This is a genomic window from Bacillus cereus (assembly GCF_002567495.1).
In the GTDB taxonomy this organism is placed as follows: Bacteria; Bacillota; Bacilli; order Bacillales; family Bacillaceae_G; genus Bacillus_A; species Bacillus_A cereus_AQ.
In genome coordinates this window covers 60,294-81,906 of sequence record NZ_NVAP01000048.1, presented here as the reverse complement: position 1 = coordinate 81,906, position 21,613 = coordinate 60,294, and the positions used below count along the sequence as shown (strand labels likewise).

Genomic DNA, 21,613 nt, shown 5'->3' with positions numbered 1-21,613 from the left:
ATTTCTAGACATAATCTGTCGGTAAAAATAAAAGTACAAATTCATAGAATGATATACTCTTATTTTCACCAACAAGATCAACTAAAATATTTGTAATTAAAATGAATGAACATACACTACAGCTTATAATTTGAAATTTTAATTGGTGGGTTTCCCTATTCGGAAACATTAACTAAGCTTTGACCAGATACGTTGAAATATACGAAAAAAAAGACCTGCTTAGCAGGTCTTTTCCATTTAGAAAACAAAAAAGGAGCATGAAAGCTCCTTTTCTTTTATCGTCTACGACGGTTACGTAAAAATGCTGGAATATCGATATCATCTGAATCTGAATGACGCTCATGTACAACTGGCTCTTCACGCTTCATTTCACGTTTTACTTCACGTTGTTTTGAAGGTTGAGCTACTGGTTGTTGCTGTTGTTGCGTGTGGTTCGAATTCGGACGGATAATTGGTTTTGGTGGTTGAGTTGCAATGCTATCATCAAAACCAGTTGCAATTACAGTTACAACGATATCATCTTTTAATCCTTCATTAATAACAGAACCGAAGATCATATTTACTTCTGGATCTGAAGCTGAAGCTACAATATCTGCCGCTTCTTGTACTTCATATAAGCTTAAGTTAGCTCCACCCGTAATGTTCATAATAACACCTTGAGCTCCATCAATAGATGTTTCTAGTAATGGACTAGAAATCGCTTTTTTCGCAGCTTCAGCGGCACGATTTTCCCCGTTACCAGAACCAATACCCATTAAAGCAGAACCTCTATTAGACATAATTGTCTTTACGTCTGCAAAGTCTAAGTTAATTAAACCTGGTGTTGCAATTAAATCCGAAATACCTTGAACACCTTGACGTAATACGTTATCAGCTTCACGGAATGCTTCTAACATTGGCGTATTTTTATCAACAATCTCTAATAAGCGATCGTTTGGAATTACAATAAGAGTATCTACATTTTCTTTAAATGCTGCAATACCAGATGCTGCTTGCGTTGCACGTTTACGTCCTTCAAATGTAAATGGACGTGTTACCACACCAACTGTTAACGCACCTAATTCTTTTGCAACTTGAGCAACAACTGGAGCCGCACCAGTTCCAGTTCCGCCACCCATACCAGCAGTTACGAAGACCATATCCGCACCACGAAGTGCTTCTTGGATCTGTTCTTTACTTTCTTCTGCAGCTTTTTTCCCTACTTCAGGGTTTGCGCCTGCACCAAGTCCACGCGTTAATTTTCCACCAATTTGCATTTTCGTTTCAGCTTTTGATAGATTTAATGCTTGTGCATCAGTATTCACAGCGATAAAGTCTACACCTTGTACGCCGTGTTCAATCATACGGTTTACAGCATTGTTTCCGCCACCGCCGACACCGATAACTTTTATATTTGCTAATTGATCTTGAGTAGTATCAAACTCTAACATGTCGAAATCCCCCTAGAACCTCATTTTTCGTGTCCAATTTTAATCCCATAAATAACGGAATACACGTTTTACTTTTGACATCATGCGGTCATCATTTTGATTATCATTGCTTTGATTACGAGTTTTTTGTTTCGCAGGTTGCTGTTGTACCGGCATTGGCGCAGGGACTGGTTCAAAATGCTCCTGCTTTTCCTGCACGTTTTTCCCACGTAATTTAGCCTTTTGATAAGAGTGCTTAATTAATCCAACGCCAATTGTATATTGAGGCTCACGCACACCAATATAATCAGGAGTTGCTATACGAACATTTTCATGTAAAATATCATATGCAAGATCAAGAACACCTGGCATAGAAGCAATTCCGCCAGTTAGTACATAACCAGAAGCAACTTGTTTTACACCTAGCTTACGCACTTCTTCTTGAACAAACATTAAAATTTCCTCTACACGAGCCTCGATAATATCGGATAATTCCAATTGTGAATATTGTTCTGTTTGGTCACTTCCCATAATAGGAACTGTAAACATTTCTTCTTCAGATGCTGTATCATAAAAAGCATGTCCATATTTCAACTTAATTTGATCTGCATTTTCTGTTGAAGTTTTCAATCCAATCGCAATATCCTTCGTTATATGGTCTCCACCTAATGGCAATACGCTCGTCGCTTGTAACTCTCCATCTTTAAAAATAGATAAAGTTGTAGAACCTCCACCAATATCAACAAGGGCTACACCTCTGTTTTTTTCATCTGAAGACAAGGCAACTGTCGCAGCTGCTAAAGGTTGAAGACAAATATCAACAATTTCAAGACCTGATTTCTCTACACAACGAAGTAGGTTATGTAGTAAAGTTCTCGATCCTGTAATAAGTGTACCTTCCATTTCTAATCTTACACCGATCATCCCACGTGGATCGTTAATCTCGTCAAGACCGTCTACGATGAACTGTCGAGGTACCACATCAATAAACTCACGTTCAGGAGCAATTGACACAACTTGTGCTGCATCTAGAACGCGTAAGACATCTTCATTTCCGATTTCACGATCTTCATTTGAAACAGCGACTACTCCGTGACATGGAAGTAGCTGTACCTGGTTTGCATTGACACCTACTACAACTTGCTCAATGTGGATTCCCACCATGCGCTCAGCTTGTTCAATTGCTTTTTTAATTGATCGAACAGTCTCATCTATATCAACTATCGATCCCTTCTTTAAACCATTTGATTTTACATTTCCAACACCAATAATGTTTAAGCTGTCATTAACCATTTCACCAATGATGACTTTAACATTGGATGTACCGATGTCAAGACTAACATATATTTCATTGCTGTTCATTCTTTGGCACCTCCTTCTTTATTTATACCATACAACTCAATATATGGAACAACAATCGCAACTTTACTATTTATAAGAAAAATATTCAACGTCTTTATACGTTTCCCTTTTTTAACCCTATATTTTTCTTATTTTTATTTAACATTCAATTAAGAATATCGCAGTAAACTGTGAATAACTGCTTATCTTGAAATAATTCTATTTCGAGTGTAAAGTTTACCGCCAAGTATAAGTCTACACTAAGATGTACTCATAGAAAAGTGAAACTTGTACCAATACTAGTATGAATCTAAGAATTTTTACATATTTTTCATCAAATGAACCATTCTTCTAAATTCGTATACACATAATAGAACGTTTGTTTCGTTTTTTCTACTATAAGCAGCGAAAACTACCGTTCTATTCTTTTTTTTCTTCCGCACCTAATTCTTTCGTATATGCACCTACTTCTAAGTCAATTAATACCTTCTTACCTGGCTCAATTGTTTTTAAAATAAGCGGATAGGCTTCCATACGTTTTGCGAAATTTTGAATCGTAGTGCTCACTTCATAACCTTCATTCATATATAAAGTAAGATGGTCTTCATTCGCATTCGTTGGTGAATAGCGAATCTCCGAAATAGATTTTAAAATAGCTGGTGTTAATTTTTCTAGTTCAGCGATTAATTCCTTCATTTTCTCTTCTTTAAAAGGTTCGAAAATCGGTGCTGCCACAGGAAGTTTTCCATTCGGTAGTATATCAAGCGTTTTTCCATTCTCTAATAACGGTTGTAATTTTCCTTCTTTATTTATATAACCAATCGTTACATATTCTTCGATATGAATATCAATCTTGTTTGGAAAACGTTTTTTTACATTTACTGCTTTAATTTCTTTTCGCTTCGTTAAGTTTTCTTCAGCTTTATGTGCTGTCACTCGGAAATAACTTGTATCATATGTTACGCCGGAATCCTTCATTACTTGCTCATCCGTCATATAGTGATTTCCAAACACACTAATCTTTTTTATATTACTAAGCGGCGACCGAAAATAAATTAAAAAGAGCACTAATAAAAATAAAATTGATATGTATAAAATCAATCGATGATTAACATTTTTTTTGTTCTTTTTCTTTTGATTTTTTAATTTTGGTACACGATCTTGTAGTTTAATCACTTTACTATTATTCATGTACGATCCCCCTATGTAACATAAAGAACGGCATGTTCCTCATGCCGTTCTTATCTTCTTATTATAACATAAATGATAATGAGCGGAACGAATAACCGTTATCTTCCAATGATTTCTACTTCTGTGTGCATATCTAAATCAAATTTATCCTTAATTGTATGTTTTATTAATTCAATTAAGGACAATACATCTTGTGCTGAAGCTCCCCCGGTATTAACAATAAAATTGCCATGCATTTCAGAAATTTGAGCTCCACCTATTCTATAACCGCGAAGCCCTGCTTTTTCAACTAAATCTCCTGCAAAATGTGGGATTGGATTCCGAAATACACTTCCTGCACAAGGGTGGTTCCATGGTTGCGTTTCACGGCGGTAATCTTTATTATTTTGCATGCTACGTACAATTTCTTCACGTTCTCCCGCCTGTAATTGAAACTCCGCCTCTAAAACAATACCAGGACGTTTCGTTTGCAATACAGATGCCCGATAAGAAAACTCCAGTTCTTTATTCGTTAACCAGTCAATTGTACCGTCTTCAAACAGAATAAGAGCCTTCGATAATACATTGGATATATCTGATTTATGTGCACCTGCATTCATATATACTGCACCACCGACACTTCCTGGAATACCACTTGCAAACTCCAATCCAGCTAACCCTTGACGACTAAGTAAAGTTGACAATTTAATAAGAGGATATCCACTACCAACTCTTACCTTATGTTTTTCGACCTCTAAGTGATCTAATCCTTCTCCTAGACGAATAACAACACCTTCTATACCTTGATCAGATACAAGAAGGTTTGAACCGCGACCAATTACAGTCCACTTCGTTTTGTATTGCTTTACTAACTGTAACGTTTTTTCAATACCGGCTACATGCTTTGGCACAATTAAAATGTCCGCTGGTCCACCTATTTTCATAGTTGTATAACGTGCTAACGACTCGTTAACTAAAACGCGACCAACATCTGCTTCTATAAGCTCATTTACTAATTGTTCCATAGACAATCTCCCCCATATTAAGTCTCCTTATGACAATAATATGCAGGGCGTTCACCTAACGTTATCCCTCTATTTGCGGGCAGTACGACTCCTAAATCAAAATTAGGCGACAACAAAGAAATTAGGCTAAAGTCGGGCTGCCCGTAAACACTCGATTGGTGAAGGATAATAATCAACGGGAAAGGATCACTTCCCACTGATTAAAGCTAGACATTATTTTTTCACAAGTGTATTCATTACTTCATACAGCTTATTTGCTGCATCTGGAATACCTAGTTGTTTAGCAGCTAGCTTCATATTTTGTAACGTTTGTGCATCTAATAAAATTTCATCAATATCACGAATAAGCGTTTCAGCTGTTAAATCTTTTTCGAGTAACATTTTTGCCGCTCCTTTATCAACAACTGAACGTGCATTCTTTTCCTGATGATTATTCGTTACGTACGGACTCGGTATTAACACACTTGGCTTTCCTAACGCTGTTAATTCTGCAAGTGTTGTTGCTCCAGCCCTTGAAACAACAAGGTCTACGCCAGTTAGTACCTCTGGCATATTATGAATGAACGGCTTAATAATAACATTGTTTGGATTCCCTTTTTGTTTCACGGCTTCCATCACTTTGTCATAATGTACTTCACCTGTTACATATAGTATTTCGTAGCTTTTGTTCCCAAACTGTTCAATTGCTTCAACGAAGGCATCGTTAATCGGTCTAGCCCCACGACTTCCACCAAATATAAGTACAGACTTTTTAGGAAGAGAAAGCCCAACTGAACGTTTCCCTTTCATTCCATTTTGATCCATTACCTCTGATGCTCGTGGATTACCTGTCATTACCACTTTTGACTCTGGAAAATGTTCTACAGCTGCTTCAAAGCAAACAGCAACTTTATCAACATAACGGCTTAAAAATTTGTTCGTTACACCTGGTACACTATTTTGTTCATGTACAATAGTTGGAATACCTAATTTTGCTGCAGCGTATACAACTGGTCCACATACATATCCACCCGTTCCAATTACGATATCTGGATTAAAACGACGAATATATCGTTTACTATCCTGTACACCTTTTAGAAAACGCATCACCGTTTTCACATTATCTAGTGATATTTTTCGTTTAAATCCACTTATAACAATAGATTGAAATGGTATACCTGCTTTTGGAACGATTGTACTCTCTAATCCATTTTCCGTACCAATATATAAAAATCTTGCTTCTGGATTTAACTTTTTTATTTCTCTAATTAAAGCAAGAGCTGGATAAATATGACCACCAGTACCCCCACCGCTTACTAATACACGCACTACTAACTCCTCCGCTTCTCTTTTCTTATTTCCATTGTATTTATTTCTATATACATATTGCATTTTTACACACATACGAAAAACCCTGTCTTATAAACAGGGTTTAGTAGCGAGAATGGCGACTTATATTTAATAATACACCCACTGCCATTAACATTAATGTCAAACTTGATCCACCATAACTTAAAAACGGCAAGGTAATACCCGTAACGGGCATCAGTCCTGTTACAACACCAACATTAATCATTACTTGAATCGCAATCATCGCCACAATACCTACTGCTAAAAACGTACCATATAAATCTGGCGCTCCTAATGCGATACGAATCCCGCGCCATAATAATAGACTAAATAATAATAACACAAATGAACCACCAATAAAACCTAATTCCTCGGATAAGATCGCAAATATAAAGTCTGTTTGTGGTTCGGGTAAATAAAGAAATTTTTGTCTACTTTGTCCAAGTCCAAGCCCAAATAATCCACCAGGTCCAATTGCGAGTAATGATTGGATAATTTGAAATCCACTTCCAAGCGGATCTGACCACGGATCTAAATATGATGTAATGCGTTTCATTCGATACGGTGCTGATGCAATTAACCCTACAAATCCTGCTACACCAATCAAACCAAACATTGCAAAGTGAAAGACCCTCGCTCCCGAAATAAATATCATAATGATACATGTCCCAACCATTACCGTTCCTGTCCCAAGGTCTGGCTGTAACATAATCATCCCAAAAGCAAGAAACACAAAACTAAGAGCCGGTAATAAACCACGTTTAAAAGATGTAATTAATTTTTGCCGTTCCGCTAAAAATTTTGCCAAGAAAATAATCATCGCAAACTTCATAAATTCTGACGGTTGAATCGAAAATGCTCCGATTCCAATCCAACTTCGTGCTCCTCCTCGAACAAGACCTACTCCAGGAATAAGAACGAGAATAAGAAGAATAAAGCAAACTAGCAAAATTACTTTTGAATACGTACGCCACACCCAATAATCAATTTTCATAATAAAAAACATAGCTACTACACCAAGACTCGCAAACAGTAATTGTCTTTTTGCAAAAAAGAATGAGTCCCCCATTTTATAAGAGGCCCAAACTGCACTCGCACTATAAACCATAATCATTCCGATTGTCAACAATGAAAGTGTTACGATGATGAGAATAAAATCAGGCGTTTTCTTCATTACCCACAAACACCACCTCTTTAGGCAGAACCTTTTGCCCTATGTAACAAAACATCAGTAGGTGTTAGCCTACTGATGTTTTGATTTACTTTATATAAGTTTATGCACAGCTTGTATAAAAATGTCTCCTCTTTCTTCAAATGTTTTAAATTGATCCCAGCTTGCACATGCTGGAGAAAGAAGAACAACATCACCATCTTTAGAATGAGCATAAGCTTTCACCACTGCTTCATCTAAAGTATCGACACTTTCAATTATATCTAATCCCGCTTTTTCTGCCGCTCTTACTAGTTTTGGAGCTGTTTGTCCAAATGTTACAATCGCTTTTACATTTTTGAAATACGGAATTAAATCATCGAATTCATTTCCGCGATCAAGCCCACCTGCTAGTAACACAATCGGTTGTGTGAACGCAGATAGTGCTTTCTCAGTCGCTAACATATTCGTTGCTTTTGAATCATTATAAAACTTACGGTTGTTGATCGTTGTTACATATTCCAAACGATGTTTTACACCTGTAAAACGTTTTAACACGACCGTAATTGCTTCATTAGAAGTACCTAATAACTTCGCAATACTCACCGCAGCTAAAATATTTTCTAGATTATGTTGACCAGGTAAAACGATATCGCTTACTTCAACAACTTTTTCTCCTTTGAAATAAAGAGCGTTATCTCTGATACACGCGCCATCTTCAATTTCTTTCGTTGTCGAAAACAGGATTTTTTGGCCTTTAGTATCCGCAGATAAAGCCATCACCTCTGCATCATCCGCATTTATTACACTATAATCGTTTTCTGTTTGGTTTTTAAAAATATTTGCTTTTGCTAAACCATATTCCTTCTTCGTCCCATGATAATCTAAGTGGGCTTCAAATAAGTTTAAGAACGCTGCAATTTTAGGTTGGAACGATTCTACTCCCATCAATTGGAACGATGAAAGTTCTGTAACTACAACTTCATTTTCTTTTGCATCCTGTGCTACTTCACAAGCCACAGTTCCTATATTCCCTGCAATAACAGGATGCTTTTGTCCTTCTTTTAACATTTCAAATGTCAGCATTGTTGTCGTCGTTTTACCATTAGACCCTGTAATTCCAACAAATGGTGCTTTTGAAATACAATATGCTAATTCAACTTCCGTAACAATTGGAATTTGCTTTTCTTTCGCAGCAACTAATATTGGATTAGAATACGGGATTCCTGGATTTTTAACAACAAGAGAAATATTTCTCTCTAATAATTCTAAAGGATGGCCACCGCATACAACGTCCATTCCTTTTGCTTGTAATTCTGCAGCAAGTACATTGTCTGCTAAAGGCTTCCCGTCATTTACAATGACATTCGCCCCTAATTTTTGTAACAAAGTAGCCGCTGCATAACCACTCTTTGCAATGCCTAATACAAGAATATTTTTATTTTGAAATTCAGTTACAGTTTTCAATTACATCCACACCCCGATATAAATTCCTAACACAGCTAATAAAAATCCTACAGACCAAAACGTTACAACAACGCGCCATTCTGACCAACCACATAATTCATAATGATGGTGTAATGGACTCATTTTAAAGACACGTTTTCCTGTTGTTTTAAACGAAATAACTTGAATAATAACAGATAAAGTTTCCATTACGAATACTCCACCAATAATTACAAGTAGCAATTCCTGTTTTAATAAAATTGCTACAGCTGCGATAGCTCCACCTAAAGCTAAGGAACCTGTATCTCCCATAAATACTTTTGCTGGATTCGCGTTAAATACTAAAAATCCAAGTACTGCTCCGACAACTGCCATACAGAATATCGCAACTGCAAATTGTTCTTGTGCTACTGCGATAATACTAAACGCTCCAAATGCAATAGCTGCTGTTCCTGATAATAAACCATCTAAACCATCAGTTAAGTTAACCGCATTCGAGCCACCGATTAGCATAAATAATACTAGAACAAAATAAGCCCAGCTTAATTCAAACTTAACATCCGTACCTGGAATCATGATATATGTGTGAAACGCTTGCCCTTTTCCAATTAAAAAGAACGCAATTGCAATAACAAGCTGCCCTGCTAGTTTTTGTTTTGATGTTAAACCAAGATTTCTTTTTTTAACTACCTTTATGTAGTCATCTAAAAACCCAATCAATCCATAACCAAATGTTACTAACAATAATAATGAAACCTCTGCACCTAATTTATTAAACTTAATTGCCATTATTAAAGTTGTCACCATCATAGATACGTATATGACAATACCACCCATTGTTGGTGTTCCTGATTTTTTTTGATGTGACTTCGGTCCCTCATCACGAATACTCTGTCCGAACTTTAATTTTCTTAAAAATGGAATAAACAACGGCGAAAGGGCAACAGAAATTAAGAATGCTACCCCAGCCGTTACTAATAAACCTTGCTCAAGCACATGTAGTCCTCCTCTCACGTTGTTACTCTTCGTTGTTTAAACGCCCCGTAATTGCTTCTTTAGCAACTTCACGGTCATCAAAATGATGCACTTCTTTACCAATAATTTGATACGTTTCATGACCCTTACCAGCAATAATAATGATATCATCTGTTTTCGCTTTAGCGATTGCATGGTGTATTGCTTCTTTTCTATCAATAATCACTTCATAATTATTCCCACTTGCACCATGTACCATATCATCTAAAATAGCCGCTGGATCTTCACTTCTTGGATTGTCTGATGTATAAATTGCATGAGTTGCATATTTTGTTGCAACACTTGCCATTATCGGTCTCTTTGTTCGGTCCCTATCGCCGCCACAACCAACGATACAATACACATCACCTTTTGCAAATTGTTTTGCAGTTTTTAATACATTCTCTAAACTATCCGGCGTATGTGCGTAATCAACAATAACTGTATAATTTTGTCCGCCATCAACAACTTCAAAACGCCCCGGAACCCCAGCTAGTTCTTTTATAACTGCAATGATTGTTTCTAATTTCACACCCGAAACAAGTCCTGCTGCTGTTGCTGCAAGTACGTTATATACATTAAATTTACCTATTAATTTCATCGTAACATTTACACTTTCATACGGTGTGACAAGCGTAAATGTAGTCCCGCCACTCGTCATAACAATATTTTTTGCCATAATGTCACTTGTTGTATCAATACCATATGTTACAACTGTTGCTGCAGTACTTCTCATATACTCTTCTGTTACATTATCATCGCTATTCAGCACAGCGTACTTTTCACGATTATGGTTATAACTATTGCCAAGCTGTGCAAATAGTAACCCTTTTGCATGTTTATATTCTTCCATCGTTTTATGATAGTCTAAATGATCTTGTGTTAAATTTGTAAACACCGCTACATCGTAATCACATCCGTGTACACGACCAAGATCTAACGCATGTGACGAAACTTCCATTACCGTGCTGTCCACACCTTGTTCAACCATTTTTGAAAACGTCTGTTGAAGTGTTAGTGCATCTGGTGTTGTATTTTTCACCTCAAATGTTTCATCACCGATTTTCATATTAATCGTTCCAATTAGCCCTGTTTTATGACCATGTGCTCGCATAATCTCATCCATAATATGCGATGTTGTTGTCTTTCCATTTGTACCTGTAATTCCGATTAAATGTAACTTGTGTGTTGGTTGACCATAAAAATAATCAGCTAAAACCGCTAACGAACGAAAAGTATTTTTCACAAGTACAACTGGAACGTCAACATCAATTGGTCTTTCCGCAACAATAGCAGCCGCTCCTTGTGCCGCTGCTTGCTTAGCAAAATCATGGCTATCAACCGTATATCCTTTCATACATACAAACAAGCTTCCCTCTTTCACTTTACGTGAATCAGCTTCAATAGATGTGATTTCTGGATTTTCTTTTGGAACAACTGGAAAATCATGCAAACATGATAAAAGTGTATGCAACTTCATTTCACTAAACCCTCTCTACATTGTTTATTTATCTTTTTTTCAGTAAGCAACACATTACCTCCTATATAAGGAGGTAAGTGCTACTAGCCTATTTATGAATGAGACACTTACTGTCTCAAGTTAAGTAACTGTTCTATAAAGAACTCACTTCCACCAATTGTACCATAAAACGTACTATGTTACCTTTAATTCCCGAAGTAAATTCTAATTTTTGAGCCTTCTTTTACTTTAGCTCCCGCTTCTGGTGATTGCTTAATTACTTTCTCTCCATCTCCACTTATATCAAGCTTCAAATCGACGAGTTGTGTTTGTAAGTCTTTCTTTTTCATTCCAATTAAATTCGGAACTTCCACAGTTGGTGTATCGCCCCATTTATATTCTTTCTCAACTTGTTCTTTTCTCGGTTTCACTCCCATAACAGGAAGCGCATCTCGAAGAATATTCCCGACAATTGGAGCTGCTACCACTCCGCCAAACTGTGTAACCCCTTTTGGATTATCAACAGCAACATACACAACAATCTCTGGATCATCCGCTGGAGCAAATCCGATAAAAGATACTATATAATTATTCTCTAAATATTTACCATCTTTCACCTTTTGAGCAGTACCCGTTTTTCCACCTACACGATATCCATCAATGTAAGCTCCTTTACCAGAACCTTTCGCTACAACATTCTCTAATGCATAACGAACTTTTTCTGAAGTTTCCTTGGAAATAACTTTTCTTTTCTCAACAGGTGTCTTTTTACTTACAACTTGATTATTTTTCGGATCAATAAACTCCTTAGCTATATACGGCTGATACAATGTTCCACCATTTACAGCCGCCGCTACAGCTGCTACTTGTTGGATTGGTGTAACAGAAACCCCTTGGCCGAATGAAGTTGTTGCTTGCTCGACTGGACCAACTTTATCTAAATTAAATAAAATCCCGCTACCTTCACCTTGCAAATCAATTCCAGTCTTCTGCCCAAAACCAAAATTACGAATGTATTTGAATAATCGGTCTTTACCAAGGCGATCACCAAGTTCAATAAATCCCGGGTTACATGAGTTTTGAACGACTTCTAAAAACGTTTGACTGCCATGGCCTCCTGCTTTCCAGCATTTCAATCTAGCTCCACCGACTTCAGCTGCTCCATCATCATAAAACGTATCCTTCTCTAAGTCTACTAAATTTTCATTCAATGCTGCAGCTAATGTAATGATCTTAAATGTTGAACCAGGCTCATACGTACTCCACACAGGTAGATTTCTGTTATACACTTCTGGAGAGACACTTTGAAAATCCGCTGGATCAAAACTCGGTCGACTAGACATACCTAGAATTTCACCATTTTTTGGATTCATTGCAATTGCAATCATACCGTCTGGATTATACGTCGACTCCGCAATATTCATTTCTCTTTCCATAATCCTTGTAATACGCGCATCGATTGTTAATCCTAAATTTAAACCGGCTTCTGGTTTTTTGAAATCATCACCAACATTAGGCATCCTTTGCCCTTTCGCATCTGCAAAAAAACGCACATGACCTTTGTCCCCATTTAACTCTTTATCATAATATTTTTCTAGTCCCATAAGACCTTGGTTATCGCTACCTGCAAAACCTAATACATGTGATAAAAAGTTCCCAAATGGATAGTACCGGATAGAATCCTCTGCGATATACACGCCCTTCAAACTTAATCCTCGTACCTCTTTCGCTTTGTCATGTGATATTTTCCTTCCGCCTTTATCTAACCTTACAATCGATTCTTTTTTTGTAATCCTCTTATAAATCTCATCTTTTTCCACACCTAATACTGCAGCTAACTTCTCTGCAGTCTCTGCTGGTTTTTCAATTTGCCTCGGTACAACAAAGACAGTTGGAGCACTTTTATTCGTGGCAAGTTCCACACCATTTCGGTCTAAAATCTTCCCACGTTCTGGTTCAAAAGTAATGTTACGACTCCATGAATCTTTCGCACGATCCGTTAACATATTCCCAAGAAAAAATTGCACATATCCAAGACGAATATCGATAATAGTGAAAATAAGTATACCTGATATAAGTATAAAAATAAGTCTTTTTCTAACTGTTACATTTGATACACGCATATTGGAACAAGCCTCCCTTACGCCTAGCTTGTTCCAATATATGCTTGTACTTATTTAATTAGAACTTCTTCTCTTTTACCATTACGGTTTTTCTGCTTCTTGTTGTGGTTCGAGTGGCGGTACAAGTGTGACGCCTAGTTCTGTACCAGGCTGTAACAATGTTCCTTCCGCCACACTTTGTTCTGTTACGTATCCAGTACCAGAAGGTTTCAAGTTAAGCTGTAATGTCTTCGCTAAATTCATAACATCACGCAGTGCCCATCCTTGTATATTTGGCATTGTAGGCTTATCTCCCACTAAAAAGACTCGGTCGCCTTTCAATGTTTGTTCAGTCGCTTTTGGTACTTGTTGCTGTACTTTCCCTTCACCTAATACGATTGGGCGAAGTTTTGCTTTATCAATTGCTTTCCCAGCTTCAGCCATCGTTTTACCAGTTACATCCGGAACAGTAGTTTGTTGCTCTTTCAGATGTTTTTTCGGATCTTTCACTTCATTTGGCTTAATCTTTAAATACTCTAAACTATTTTTTGTTACATATTTAAAAATATCAGCTAAAGGCTGTGCACCGTTCTCATCATCTTTTAATTTCGGCTTTTTAACAGCTACGTACACAACAAGTTGTGGATCGTCCATCGGTGCCATACCTAAGAATGAGAATATATAATTCTGTCTTCCTGTCATATAGCCGCCTTTTCCATCAGGAATTTGCGCTGTCCCTGTTTTACCACCAACTGAATATCCATCAATTTTATATGCTGTCCCTGTACCTTTAGGAGATGTAACAACACGTTCTAATAACTGTCTTACTTGCGCTGCTGATTCCTTTGTAACAGGTTTCCCTACTTCTTCTGGCTTATGTTCTAATTTTATTTTCCCTGTTATCGGATCTACAATTTTATCAATTGCATAAGGTTTCATCATTTTCCCGTCATTTGCAATAGCTGTTGCAGCTTGTACAAGCTGGATTGGTGTTACAGTGGAACCTTGTCCAAAAGCTGTTGTCACTTGTTGTATTTGCTGATCGAATAAAATTGTATTTGATCCTTCATCTGATAAATCAATGTTCGTTTTTTCATCTAATCCAAAACTATGAATATATTTTCGGAAACGTTCTGGACCAAGTTTTTGATCTCCTAAAATTGCAAACGCTACGTTCGAAGAACGCTCTACCCCTTCATCAAAGGTGATAGAACCCCAACCAGCACCGCCATTATGATCTTTTATTTTCCTATTTCCGACTTGATATGTCCCAGACTGATAATAATCTTGTCCTTTGTACACACCTTCATTAATAGCTGCCGCTAATGTAAAAATTTTCATTGTTGATCCAGGTTCAAATGCATTTGAAATCGCATCATTGAAGAAATATTTAATCTGACGATCATTAGGGTCATAACTAGGTTTAGTAGACATAGCTAATATTTTTCCAGTTTTCGGATCTGCAACAATCCCTATTAAACTTTCTGGTTCATATTGCTTACTTGCTGCTTTCATCGCATCTTCTAAATAACTTTGAATGCGTTGATCCATTGTTAAGTATACATTATCTCCATTTTTAGGTGCCTTTACATTCACTTTTCCACCATCGAGAGATACACCTTTGCGATCGCCTGTATAAGCTACTTCTCCGTTAGAAGCACTTAAGTATTTATCCAAGCTTTTCTCTATGCCAAATTGACCTACCGAGGTTCCATTATCATTTGGTTTTGCATGACCTATGACGTAAGATGCAAAATCACCGTTTGGGTACACCCTTGCATTTTCTGTAATAAAAGATATTCCCGGCAACTTCAACGCTTCTATTTGTTCCTTCTTTTCTTTCGTCAAATCCTTACCTAACGTTCCAAATTCGACTTGACTTCTACCTTCCTTATTTAACGCAGCTAAAATATCCTCTTCGCCTTTTCCAAGTACTCCTGCAATTTTCTTTGCAGTATCTTCTTTATTCTCAACAGATTTAGCACCTTTTAGCGCAGCTACTATTTTATAAGAGTTTGCGTCTTGCGCTAATACATGACCGTTTTGGTCATAAATGGTGCCTCGGTTCGCTTCAAGAACTCCTGTTTTACTATGCTTTTGTTTAGCAAGTGCATCTAAATCTTGATTATGCACTGTTCCTGTTGATTGTATGTAAAAAAATCGGGCTAATAATAGCAAAAAGAGCAGGAGGAAAAATATCATAAAATAACCTGCTCCCTTATTGGTATGAAATTTAGTCATATTCTTCTTCATCTTTCCATCACACCTATTGCCTTATTTGAGGCCTTTCACATTATTCGCATTAATTTCTAGCCCGTGTTTTTTTGCAACTTCAGCGATTCGTTCATAGCGACTTAACTTCTCTACTTCAGCTTGTAATTCTTGATTTTCTTTTTGCTGCTGTACAATTTTCTCTTCTATCGTCGCTGCTTCTACATTAACTTGATAAAGGCCCGCTTTATTTCCAATAAACGCTACACAGGCATACAATAAAAAGCCAATAAACGCTACATACAACATTTTTTCGATTCTTGTAATTTTCGCTTTAACTTTCGGCTTAACCATCTGCTGTGGGGGCGTTTGAATTTGCACCTCTTCTTGCGCTTGTTGTTTGTACTTTACAGCTAAATTAGTCATACCTCTCTCTCCCTTTTATCGTTTTTCAGCGATTCTCAACTTCGCAGAACGCGCACGATTATTTTCTTCTAGCTCTATATCAGAAGGTAAAATCGGTTTTCTTGTAATAAGCTTTAATTTCGGCTTAAATTCATCAGGAATAATCGGTAATCCTGGCGGCAATTGCGGCGTTGTACTATTTCGCTTAAACGTTGTTTTACAAATACGATCTTCTAATGAATGGAATGTTATAACACTAACCCTTCCACCCGGCTTAACCATCTCAATGGCAGATTCCAATGCTTCTTCAAATACTTTTAATTCATCATTTACAGCTATACGAATTGCCTGAAACACTCGCTTAGCAGGATGCCCACCAGTTCTACGAGCAGGAGCCGGAATACCTTCTTTAATTAGCTCTACTAATTCCCCTGTCGTTTCAATAGCTTTATTCTCACGATAAGCTTCAATTTTTCTTGCAATTTGTTTTGAAAATTTCTCTTCACCGTATTGGAAGAAAATCCTTACAAGTTGTTCATATGACCAGCTATTCACAACATCATATGCTGTTAATGGGGCATCTTGATCCATCCGCATATCTAACGGTGCATCATGATGATAACTAAAGCCTCGTTCTGGTGTATCTAATTGTGGGGATGAAACACCTAAATCAAATAAAATACCGTCTACTTCTGTTATACCTAATTCCTGCAGTTTTTCAGCTAAATAACGGAAGTTACTCTTTACTGTTATAAACTGTTCACCGTATGAAGAGAACTTTTCTTTCGCGTTTTGAATCGCTATCTCATCTTGATCAAACGCTATTAATTTTCCACCTTCAGTTAATTGGGATAATAAATAAGAACTATGTCCTCCTCCCCCCAGTGTACAATCTACATATGTACCATCTGGCTTTATATCTAAGCCGTCTACTGTTTCTTTTAAAAGCACTGTTACGTGTTTAAACATTGTTGCACCTACTCTTTTTCCAATTAATTATGTTGAATGTATCCCTTCCTCTAAACACATATTTCACGCTTAGAGAATGAAATAATTACGAAAGAACGACTCATTTAACTTACCAACAAAGGCAACATACTATACAAATCGCTATTTTCTTTTATTATATACTAAATTTTATCATCTTTTGCGGGAATTTAAATAAAAAACTGTCGAAAAAGCGAATAATACGTTTACATTTTGTGCTATTTTGTCATATATTAAAGTATCCTGCACAATTACAATATCCAACACTCGTAGATTGACAATTCAGAAAAAAATCACTTCACAGTAAATTCAACGGAATAAAAATAAAATCCTGCTCCAAAGAGCAAGATTTTATAGTTTTATAACATGATGTTTTCCGTCCCAAGAAAAAGGATTTTCCATTACACGATCAACGAAATCCAAACCAAACTGATTTAAATAATAACATACATTCCATACACGCTCTTGCGGTGCACCTAATGGACGAAGCGCGAATTGTATACGACGGAATTTATTTAGCTGAACTTCATGCTTTTTCTCAACATTTCTTTTCAACATTCTTTCTAATAGTTCAATCTGTTCATTAATTTTCAATTCGTTTTTTCCTGCATACGCACTTAATCCCGAATCTATTTTCTTTACAAATTGTTGTAACGATGTATGAATATCGGCAATTTCTTTTTTCGCCTTTTCAAACTGATCATCAATCGGTTCCTCTATTTGATTAGACAACCAGTTTTCACGCAGTTTATCGACATCATTGAAGAACGGATCACTTTCCTCCAATTGCAGATCGAATAAATCTGTCGCTACATCTCTCTCCACATACGTAATTGTAAGACGAGGAACGACAGGTGGCATTTGAAAACCGACAGTATGGAATACTTGTTGTAATTCACTCCAATAAGCTAATTCCCCTGGACCTCCAATAAATGCGAGCGTAGGAAATACATACTCTTGCATAAGAGGACGTGTTACAACATTATTACTAAAACGTGCTGGATTTCTCTCCATTTCTTCAATCAACTCTTCGTACGAAAAGGAATGCGTCCCATCCTTTCCAACAAACTTACCTTGATGCTCTTCAAGCAATACTCGTTCATTATCTATTTCCATGAATACATGTACTGCATGAGTCTTCGTTTCAATAATCGGTTTGTATCCTAGTTCTTTAATTACTTCCTGCTGATTACGAAGCCCCTCTTGTACCTCTTTATACTTACTTATAATTCGCTTGAAAAACGGAACTTCTAACTTTCTTAATTCAGGATGGTGTGAATCAACAAGAATTAAACCAGAATTAGCAAAGATTTTCGTAATAAGATGAGCAAAGAAATCTACATACGTATTCGATTTACTCAAAGCATCATCAACAAATCTTAATACATCCTTTGTAAAATTCGTTTCTGGGTATGTTTTAAAAATCTCTTCAATCCAATTTCTACAGTCTTCAGGAGAAAGCTCAGACTCAGAAGCACTCGCCTTTTTCGGATTACGATCATAAAAAATAGTCTTTTTCATTTTTTTATTTTTCGTTACAAAAGTATGGTTAATCTCATCCATATCATGGTCTTCACCAGCAATCCAGAAGACAGGAACAACTTTAACCCCTAAACTTTCTTCCTTTTCCTTTGCAAGCTGTAAAATTGAAATAACTTTATGAATTGTATAAAGCGGTCCAGTTAATAACCCCGCTTGTTGTCCAGCTATAACAACATATGTATTTTCATCTCCAAGCGCCTTTACATTTTGAAGTGTAGATTCTCCCGCTTGTAATTTTGTATTATATTCTAATAAATGCGCTACTAAATCTTGGCGGAAAAACTCCCTTTCACGCAAATCATGTAAACGTTGTTTAAAAGCATCTTCTGTTAACATATAATCAAAACATGACTGTATCTCTTTTTTACCGTTCATATAGTCCGCTACAACACCTTGTTGCGGAACAGAGATTTCTTTTATCTCCATATAATTCTTCCTTTCGTATCCAGTTCTCTCACCAATCCACATTGTAGTCAATGTTTCACGTAAAAGCAAAGAATAACACTTATACTCTTGTTTCTAACCCTTTTATTGCATCGAACAAAAATTGAAGTGTCGGAACTGTTCGTTTCTGTTTCTTAGCTTCTTCTAATACATACCCAACAATCGCATTAATTTCCGTCTGTCTATTCGCTCTTACATCCGCTAACATAGATGATGTATTACGAGACGTTCCTTCACACACATTTCGTACCATTTGCCACACCATTTCTTTTTCTTCTCTAATAAGAAATGCGACCTCTTGAAACACTTGCTCCATCATTTGATAAAAAAAACGATTCGTGATTAATTCACCATTCTTGACTCCCAATAGCGCTGTCAACGGATTGATACATACATTTACAACTAATTTTTTGTGCATAATCTCTTTCCAATCCGTTTCTATTTGTACCGGAAAATAAGCAACAGGAAAATAATGAAATATTTTTTTAAAATGTATAGATTGGCCACAAACCACTCCAAATTTCGTTACCCCTACCCCAGTATGATGAACGATATGCCCTTCCTCTTTTTTTGCACCATGTTCTACAATACCAACAGCTATATTTTCACTCCCTATTTTCAGCACCTTTTGAAGATGCGACATTCCGTTTTGCAAAAAGATTAATGATGATGCACCTTCTACAAACGGTAGTATGTCATCTATATGATATTGCTTCACAGCAATAAATATATAATCTAAATTTTGCGCTACCATACTTTCTATCGGTAAAACAGATGGATATACTGTTTCACATCTTCCGTCTCTAATACAAGTTACACCTGTTTCATTCAATTCTTCCGCCTGCTTAGCCGTCCTAGTAAACAACGTAACATCTTGGTTACTTTTTTGTAAATAAAATGTATACAATAGACCAATAGCACCTGGTCCGACAATTCCAATTTTCATTTTCACACAAGGAATTCACATTCAGCGCCCTTGCCTTCCCCCCCTTTATATCTTTTTAAAGCACGTGAGCACGCCCTATAATTTCGCTGTCCTCTGCCCAACAAATATACTCTCATTTTTCACTATGTATATACTACCTATTAATACGCTTCTACTCTTAGTTTAGCAAATCCTCAAAAAAAATAAAAAAAGAAATATACTATCTTCTTCATAAAAATAAAAAAATGAGTTATACTATTATTATAAATATTTTTACTTTTCTGCATTCAACAAGATAAGAAAAGGATGTGATGTAATGGGATTCCCAAAAGTTGAGCGCTTGCTCATCAATTATAAAACGTTAGATGAATTCAAAAAATTTAAAGGGTGCGGAGCCCAGGAACTATCTATGCTGGAAGAATTGCAAGCAAACATTATTGAAAACGACAGTGAATCTCCATTTTACGGTATTTATTATGGCGGATCACTAATCGCACGTATGAGTCTATACATGAAAAGAAACGGCGGAGAACCATTCGAAATTACAGGTCCTTACCTAGAACTTTATAAACTTGAAGTATTACCAACTTTTCAAAAACAAGGATTCGGGCAAATGCTTGTAAATCATGCGAAACAACTGCAATTCCCTATTAAAACGATAGCACGTATTCATTCAGCTGGTTTTTGGGATAAATTAAATTTCAAACCCGTATCAGTAACTGATGGAGATTTTTATATTTGGCATCCAGAAGCAAATTTGAATGCGGTTACAAACGAAGAATCGGCTTAAGAAATAAAAAAACAGCTGTATAACAGCTGTTTTTTATTTCTTAAGCTTCTCTAACTTCTCATTCGAGCGAACATTGTTTCTTTCCGCTACCATTACACTTCTTTTTTGATCGATATAATCAAGTAATGTTCTATACTCTTCCTCATATACTGATAATCGCTCCAGAAGACGCTCTCTTTCTGTTTGTAATGATTCAACTTGTTGTTGCAACACAGTTAAAGAGTTTTCATCTTTATAATTTTGCAAGAAATCAATAACATCATTCAACGTAATTGATATAGGTTCTAACACCTTTGTCTCTTGCACTTCATAATTTTCTACTTTACGAAGTTGCTTTGCTTCCTCAATACGTTCTTTATATTGCTTTCTTACGTAAGAATTCCATCTAAACCCACATGCTGCTGGTGTACGAGACAAATTTTTTCCAACTTCCTTAAAGGCAGAAAGTTGCGTTCCACCTTCTCGAATATGCCGGAGTACTACTTCTGCCAGAAGCAAATCTTCATCATCAGTCCAAGCATCTTGTCTTGTTGTCGCCATCTCTCTAGTCCTCCCTATGCATTTTTTATTAAACATATGCAGTTACTAGAAAAGATAGAATACAACAACTAAAGATTTAGACAAAAAAAATAAACGCAGAAGATATCTTCTGCGTTTATTTTGGCAATTACTTGCTGATTACTTCTTTACCTTTGTAAGTACCGCATGCTTTACATACACGGTGAGCTAATTTCGCTTCACCACAGCTTGGGCACTCTACCATACCAGGTACTGATAATTTGAAATGCGTACGACGCTTTCTTTTTACTGTTTTAGAAGTTCTTCTAAAAGGTACAGCCATTCTTCCCACCTCCTTATAAAGAA

The 21,613-nt window shown here is 36.5% G+C and carries 18 protein-coding genes; 1 reads left to right on the top strand and 17 read right to left on the bottom strand.

The window, feature by feature from the left end:
- Positions 1–275: 275 nt before the first annotated feature.
- The 15 genes from ftsZ to panE all read right to left on the bottom strand — a co-directional run bounded on the left by ftsZ (position 276) and on the right by panE (position 19,980).
- A complete protein-coding gene (gene ftsZ / locus COK05_RS23740) occupies positions 276–1,430 on the bottom strand; it encodes a cell division protein FtsZ (RefSeq protein ID WP_098614502.1) in 1,155 nt (384 codons plus the stop codon).
- A 39-nt stretch (positions 1,431–1,469) separates the two neighbouring features.
- Positions 1,470–2,771, bottom strand: a complete 1,302-nt coding sequence (gene ftsA / locus COK05_RS23735) for a cell division protein FtsA (protein WP_098614501.1) — start codon at positions 2,769–2,771, stop codon at positions 1,470–1,472.
- Between the two features lie 399 nt (positions 2,772–3,170).
- The gene (gene divIB / locus COK05_RS23730; protein ID WP_098614500.1) at positions 3,171–3,941 is read right to left on the bottom strand and encodes a cell division protein DivIB; all 771 of its coding nucleotides are present in this window, start codon (positions 3,939–3,941) and stop codon (positions 3,171–3,173) included.
- A 98-nt stretch (positions 3,942–4,039) separates the two neighbouring features.
- Positions 4,040–4,945, bottom strand: a complete 906-nt coding sequence (gene murB / locus COK05_RS23725; RefSeq protein WP_098614499.1) for a UDP-N-acetylmuramate dehydrogenase — start codon at positions 4,943–4,945, stop codon at positions 4,040–4,042.
- 213 nt (positions 4,946–5,158) lie between these two features.
- Positions 5,159–6,253: an undecaprenyldiphospho-muramoylpentapeptide beta-N-acetylglucosaminyltransferase gene (murG, locus tag COK05_RS23720; RefSeq protein ID WP_098614566.1), complete on the bottom strand. Its 1,095-nt coding sequence runs from the start codon at positions 6,251–6,253 to the stop codon at positions 5,159–5,161.
- 103 nt (positions 6,254–6,356) lie between these two features.
- Positions 6,357–7,448 carry a stage V sporulation protein E gene (spoVE, locus tag COK05_RS23715; RefSeq protein WP_098614565.1) on the bottom strand — a complete coding sequence of 364 codons (1,092 nt, stop codon included), beginning with the start codon at positions 7,446–7,448 and terminating at the stop codon, positions 6,357–6,359.
- Between the two features lie 90 nt (positions 7,449–7,538).
- Positions 7,539–8,891, bottom strand: a complete 1,353-nt coding sequence (gene murD / locus COK05_RS23710) for a UDP-N-acetylmuramoyl-L-alanine--D-glutamate ligase (RefSeq protein ID WP_098614498.1) — start codon at positions 8,889–8,891, stop codon at positions 7,539–7,541.
- Positions 8,892–9,866, bottom strand: a complete 975-nt coding sequence (gene mraY / locus COK05_RS23705; protein WP_098614497.1) for a phospho-N-acetylmuramoyl-pentapeptide-transferase — start codon at positions 9,864–9,866, stop codon at positions 8,892–8,894.
- Positions 9,867–9,888: 22 nt separating this feature from the next.
- On the bottom strand, positions 9,889–11,364 hold the full coding sequence (gene murE / locus COK05_RS23700; protein ID WP_098614496.1) for a UDP-N-acetylmuramoyl-L-alanyl-D-glutamate--2,6-diaminopimelate ligase: 1,476 nt from the start codon (positions 11,362–11,364) through the stop codon (positions 9,889–9,891).
- 185 nt (positions 11,365–11,549) lie between these two features.
- Positions 11,550–13,466 (bottom strand): stage V sporulation protein D, encoded by a 1,917-nt coding sequence (locus COK05_RS23695; protein WP_001266234.1) that lies wholly within the window; start codon positions 13,464–13,466, stop codon positions 11,550–11,552.
- Positions 13,467–13,547: 81 nt separating this feature from the next.
- Positions 13,548–15,698: a penicillin-binding protein gene (locus COK05_RS23690; protein ID WP_098614495.1), complete on the bottom strand. Its 2,151-nt coding sequence runs from the start codon at positions 15,696–15,698 to the stop codon at positions 13,548–13,550.
- A gap of 21 nt (positions 15,699–15,719) precedes the next feature.
- Positions 15,720–16,082, bottom strand: coding sequence for a cell division protein FtsL (gene ftsL, locus COK05_RS23685; protein ID WP_098614494.1), 363 nt, complete (start codon positions 16,080–16,082; stop codon positions 15,720–15,722).
- Positions 16,083–16,097: 15 nt separating this feature from the next.
- Positions 16,098–17,030, bottom strand: coding sequence for a 16S rRNA (cytosine(1402)-N(4))-methyltransferase RsmH (rsmH, locus tag COK05_RS23680; RefSeq protein WP_098614493.1), 933 nt, complete (start codon positions 17,028–17,030; stop codon positions 16,098–16,100).
- 369 nt (positions 17,031–17,399) lie between these two features.
- Positions 17,400–19,016, bottom strand: coding sequence for a bacillithiol biosynthesis cysteine-adding enzyme BshC (bshC, locus tag COK05_RS23675; protein ID WP_098614492.1), 1,617 nt, complete (start codon positions 19,014–19,016; stop codon positions 17,400–17,402).
- A 79-nt stretch (positions 19,017–19,095) separates the two neighbouring features.
- Positions 19,096–19,980, bottom strand: a complete 885-nt coding sequence (gene panE / locus COK05_RS23670; RefSeq protein ID WP_141539236.1) for a 2-dehydropantoate 2-reductase — start codon at positions 19,978–19,980, stop codon at positions 19,096–19,098.
- A 295-nt stretch (positions 19,981–20,275) separates the two neighbouring features.
- Here panE and COK05_RS23665 point away from each other — a divergent pair, with 295 nt between their 5' ends.
- Positions 20,276–20,749 carry an N-acetyltransferase gene (locus COK05_RS23665; RefSeq protein ID WP_098614490.1) on the top strand — a complete coding sequence of 158 codons (474 nt, stop codon included), beginning with the start codon at positions 20,276–20,278 and terminating at the stop codon, positions 20,747–20,749.
- Positions 20,750–20,782: 33 nt separating this feature from the next.
- Here the strand turns inward: COK05_RS23665 and COK05_RS23660 are convergent, their stop codons facing one another.
- Both COK05_RS23660 and rpmF read right to left on the bottom strand, forming a co-directional pair.
- A complete protein-coding gene (locus tag COK05_RS23660; protein ID WP_098614489.1) occupies positions 20,783–21,289 on the bottom strand; it encodes an RsfA family transcriptional regulator in 507 nt (168 codons plus the stop codon).
- 127 nt (positions 21,290–21,416) lie between these two features.
- Entirely contained in the window at positions 21,417–21,590 is a 174-nt protein-coding gene (gene rpmF, locus COK05_RS23655) for a 50S ribosomal protein L32 (RefSeq protein ID WP_001984764.1), read from the bottom strand.
- Positions 21,591–21,613: the final 23 nt, after the last annotated feature.

What these genes read in the sequence shown, in the direction of transcription:
- ftsZ (WP_098614502.1), bottom strand. Translation starts at nt 1,430, where the DNA reads ATGTTAGAGTTTGATACTACTCAAGATCAATTAGCAAATATAAAAGTT.
- COK05_RS23660 (WP_098614489.1), bottom strand. Translation starts at nt 21,289, where the DNA reads ATGGCGACAACAAGACAAGATGCTTGGACTGATGATGAAGATTTGCTT.
- COK05_RS23690 (WP_098614495.1), bottom strand. Translation starts at nt 15,698, where the DNA reads ATGAAGAAGAATATGACTAAATTTCATACCAATAAGGGAGCAGGTTAT.
- COK05_RS23695 (WP_001266234.1), bottom strand. Translation starts at nt 13,466, where the DNA reads ATGCGTGTATCAAATGTAACAGTTAGAAAAAGACTTATTTTTATACTT.
- rpmF (WP_001984764.1), bottom strand. Translation starts at nt 21,590, where the DNA reads ATGGCTGTACCTTTTAGAAGAACTTCTAAAACAGTAAAAAGAAAGCGT.
- bshC (WP_098614492.1), bottom strand. Translation starts at nt 19,016, where the DNA reads ATGGAGATAAAAGAAATCTCTGTTCCGCAACAAGGTGTTGTAGCGGAC.
- divIB (WP_098614500.1), bottom strand. Translation starts at nt 3,941, where the DNA reads ATGAATAATAGTAAAGTGATTAAACTACAAGATCGTGTACCAAAATTA.
- ftsA (WP_098614501.1), bottom strand. Translation starts at nt 2,771, where the DNA reads ATGAACAGCAATGAAATATATGTTAGTCTTGACATCGGTACATCCAAT.
- ftsL (WP_098614494.1), bottom strand. Translation starts at nt 16,082, where the DNA reads ATGACTAATTTAGCTGTAAAGTACAAACAACAAGCGCAAGAAGAGGTG.
- murB (WP_098614499.1), bottom strand. Translation starts at nt 4,945, where the DNA reads ATGGAACAATTAGTAAATGAGCTTATAGAAGCAGATGTTGGTCGCGTT.
- panE (WP_141539236.1), bottom strand. Translation starts at nt 19,980, where the DNA reads ATGAAAATTGGAATTGTCGGACCAGGTGCTATTGGTCTATTGTATACA.
- spoVE (WP_098614565.1), bottom strand. Translation starts at nt 7,448, where the DNA reads ATGAAGAAAACGCCTGATTTTATTCTCATCATCGTAACACTTTCATTG.
- COK05_RS23665 (WP_098614490.1), top strand. Translation starts at nt 20,276, where the DNA reads ATGGGATTCCCAAAAGTTGAGCGCTTGCTCATCAATTATAAAACGTTA.
- murE (WP_098614496.1), bottom strand. Translation starts at nt 11,364, where the DNA reads ATGAAGTTGCATACACTTTTATCATGTTTGCATGATTTTCCAGTTGTT.
- rsmH (WP_098614493.1), bottom strand. Translation starts at nt 17,030, where the DNA reads ATGTTTAAACACGTAACAGTGCTTTTAAAAGAAACAGTAGACGGCTTA.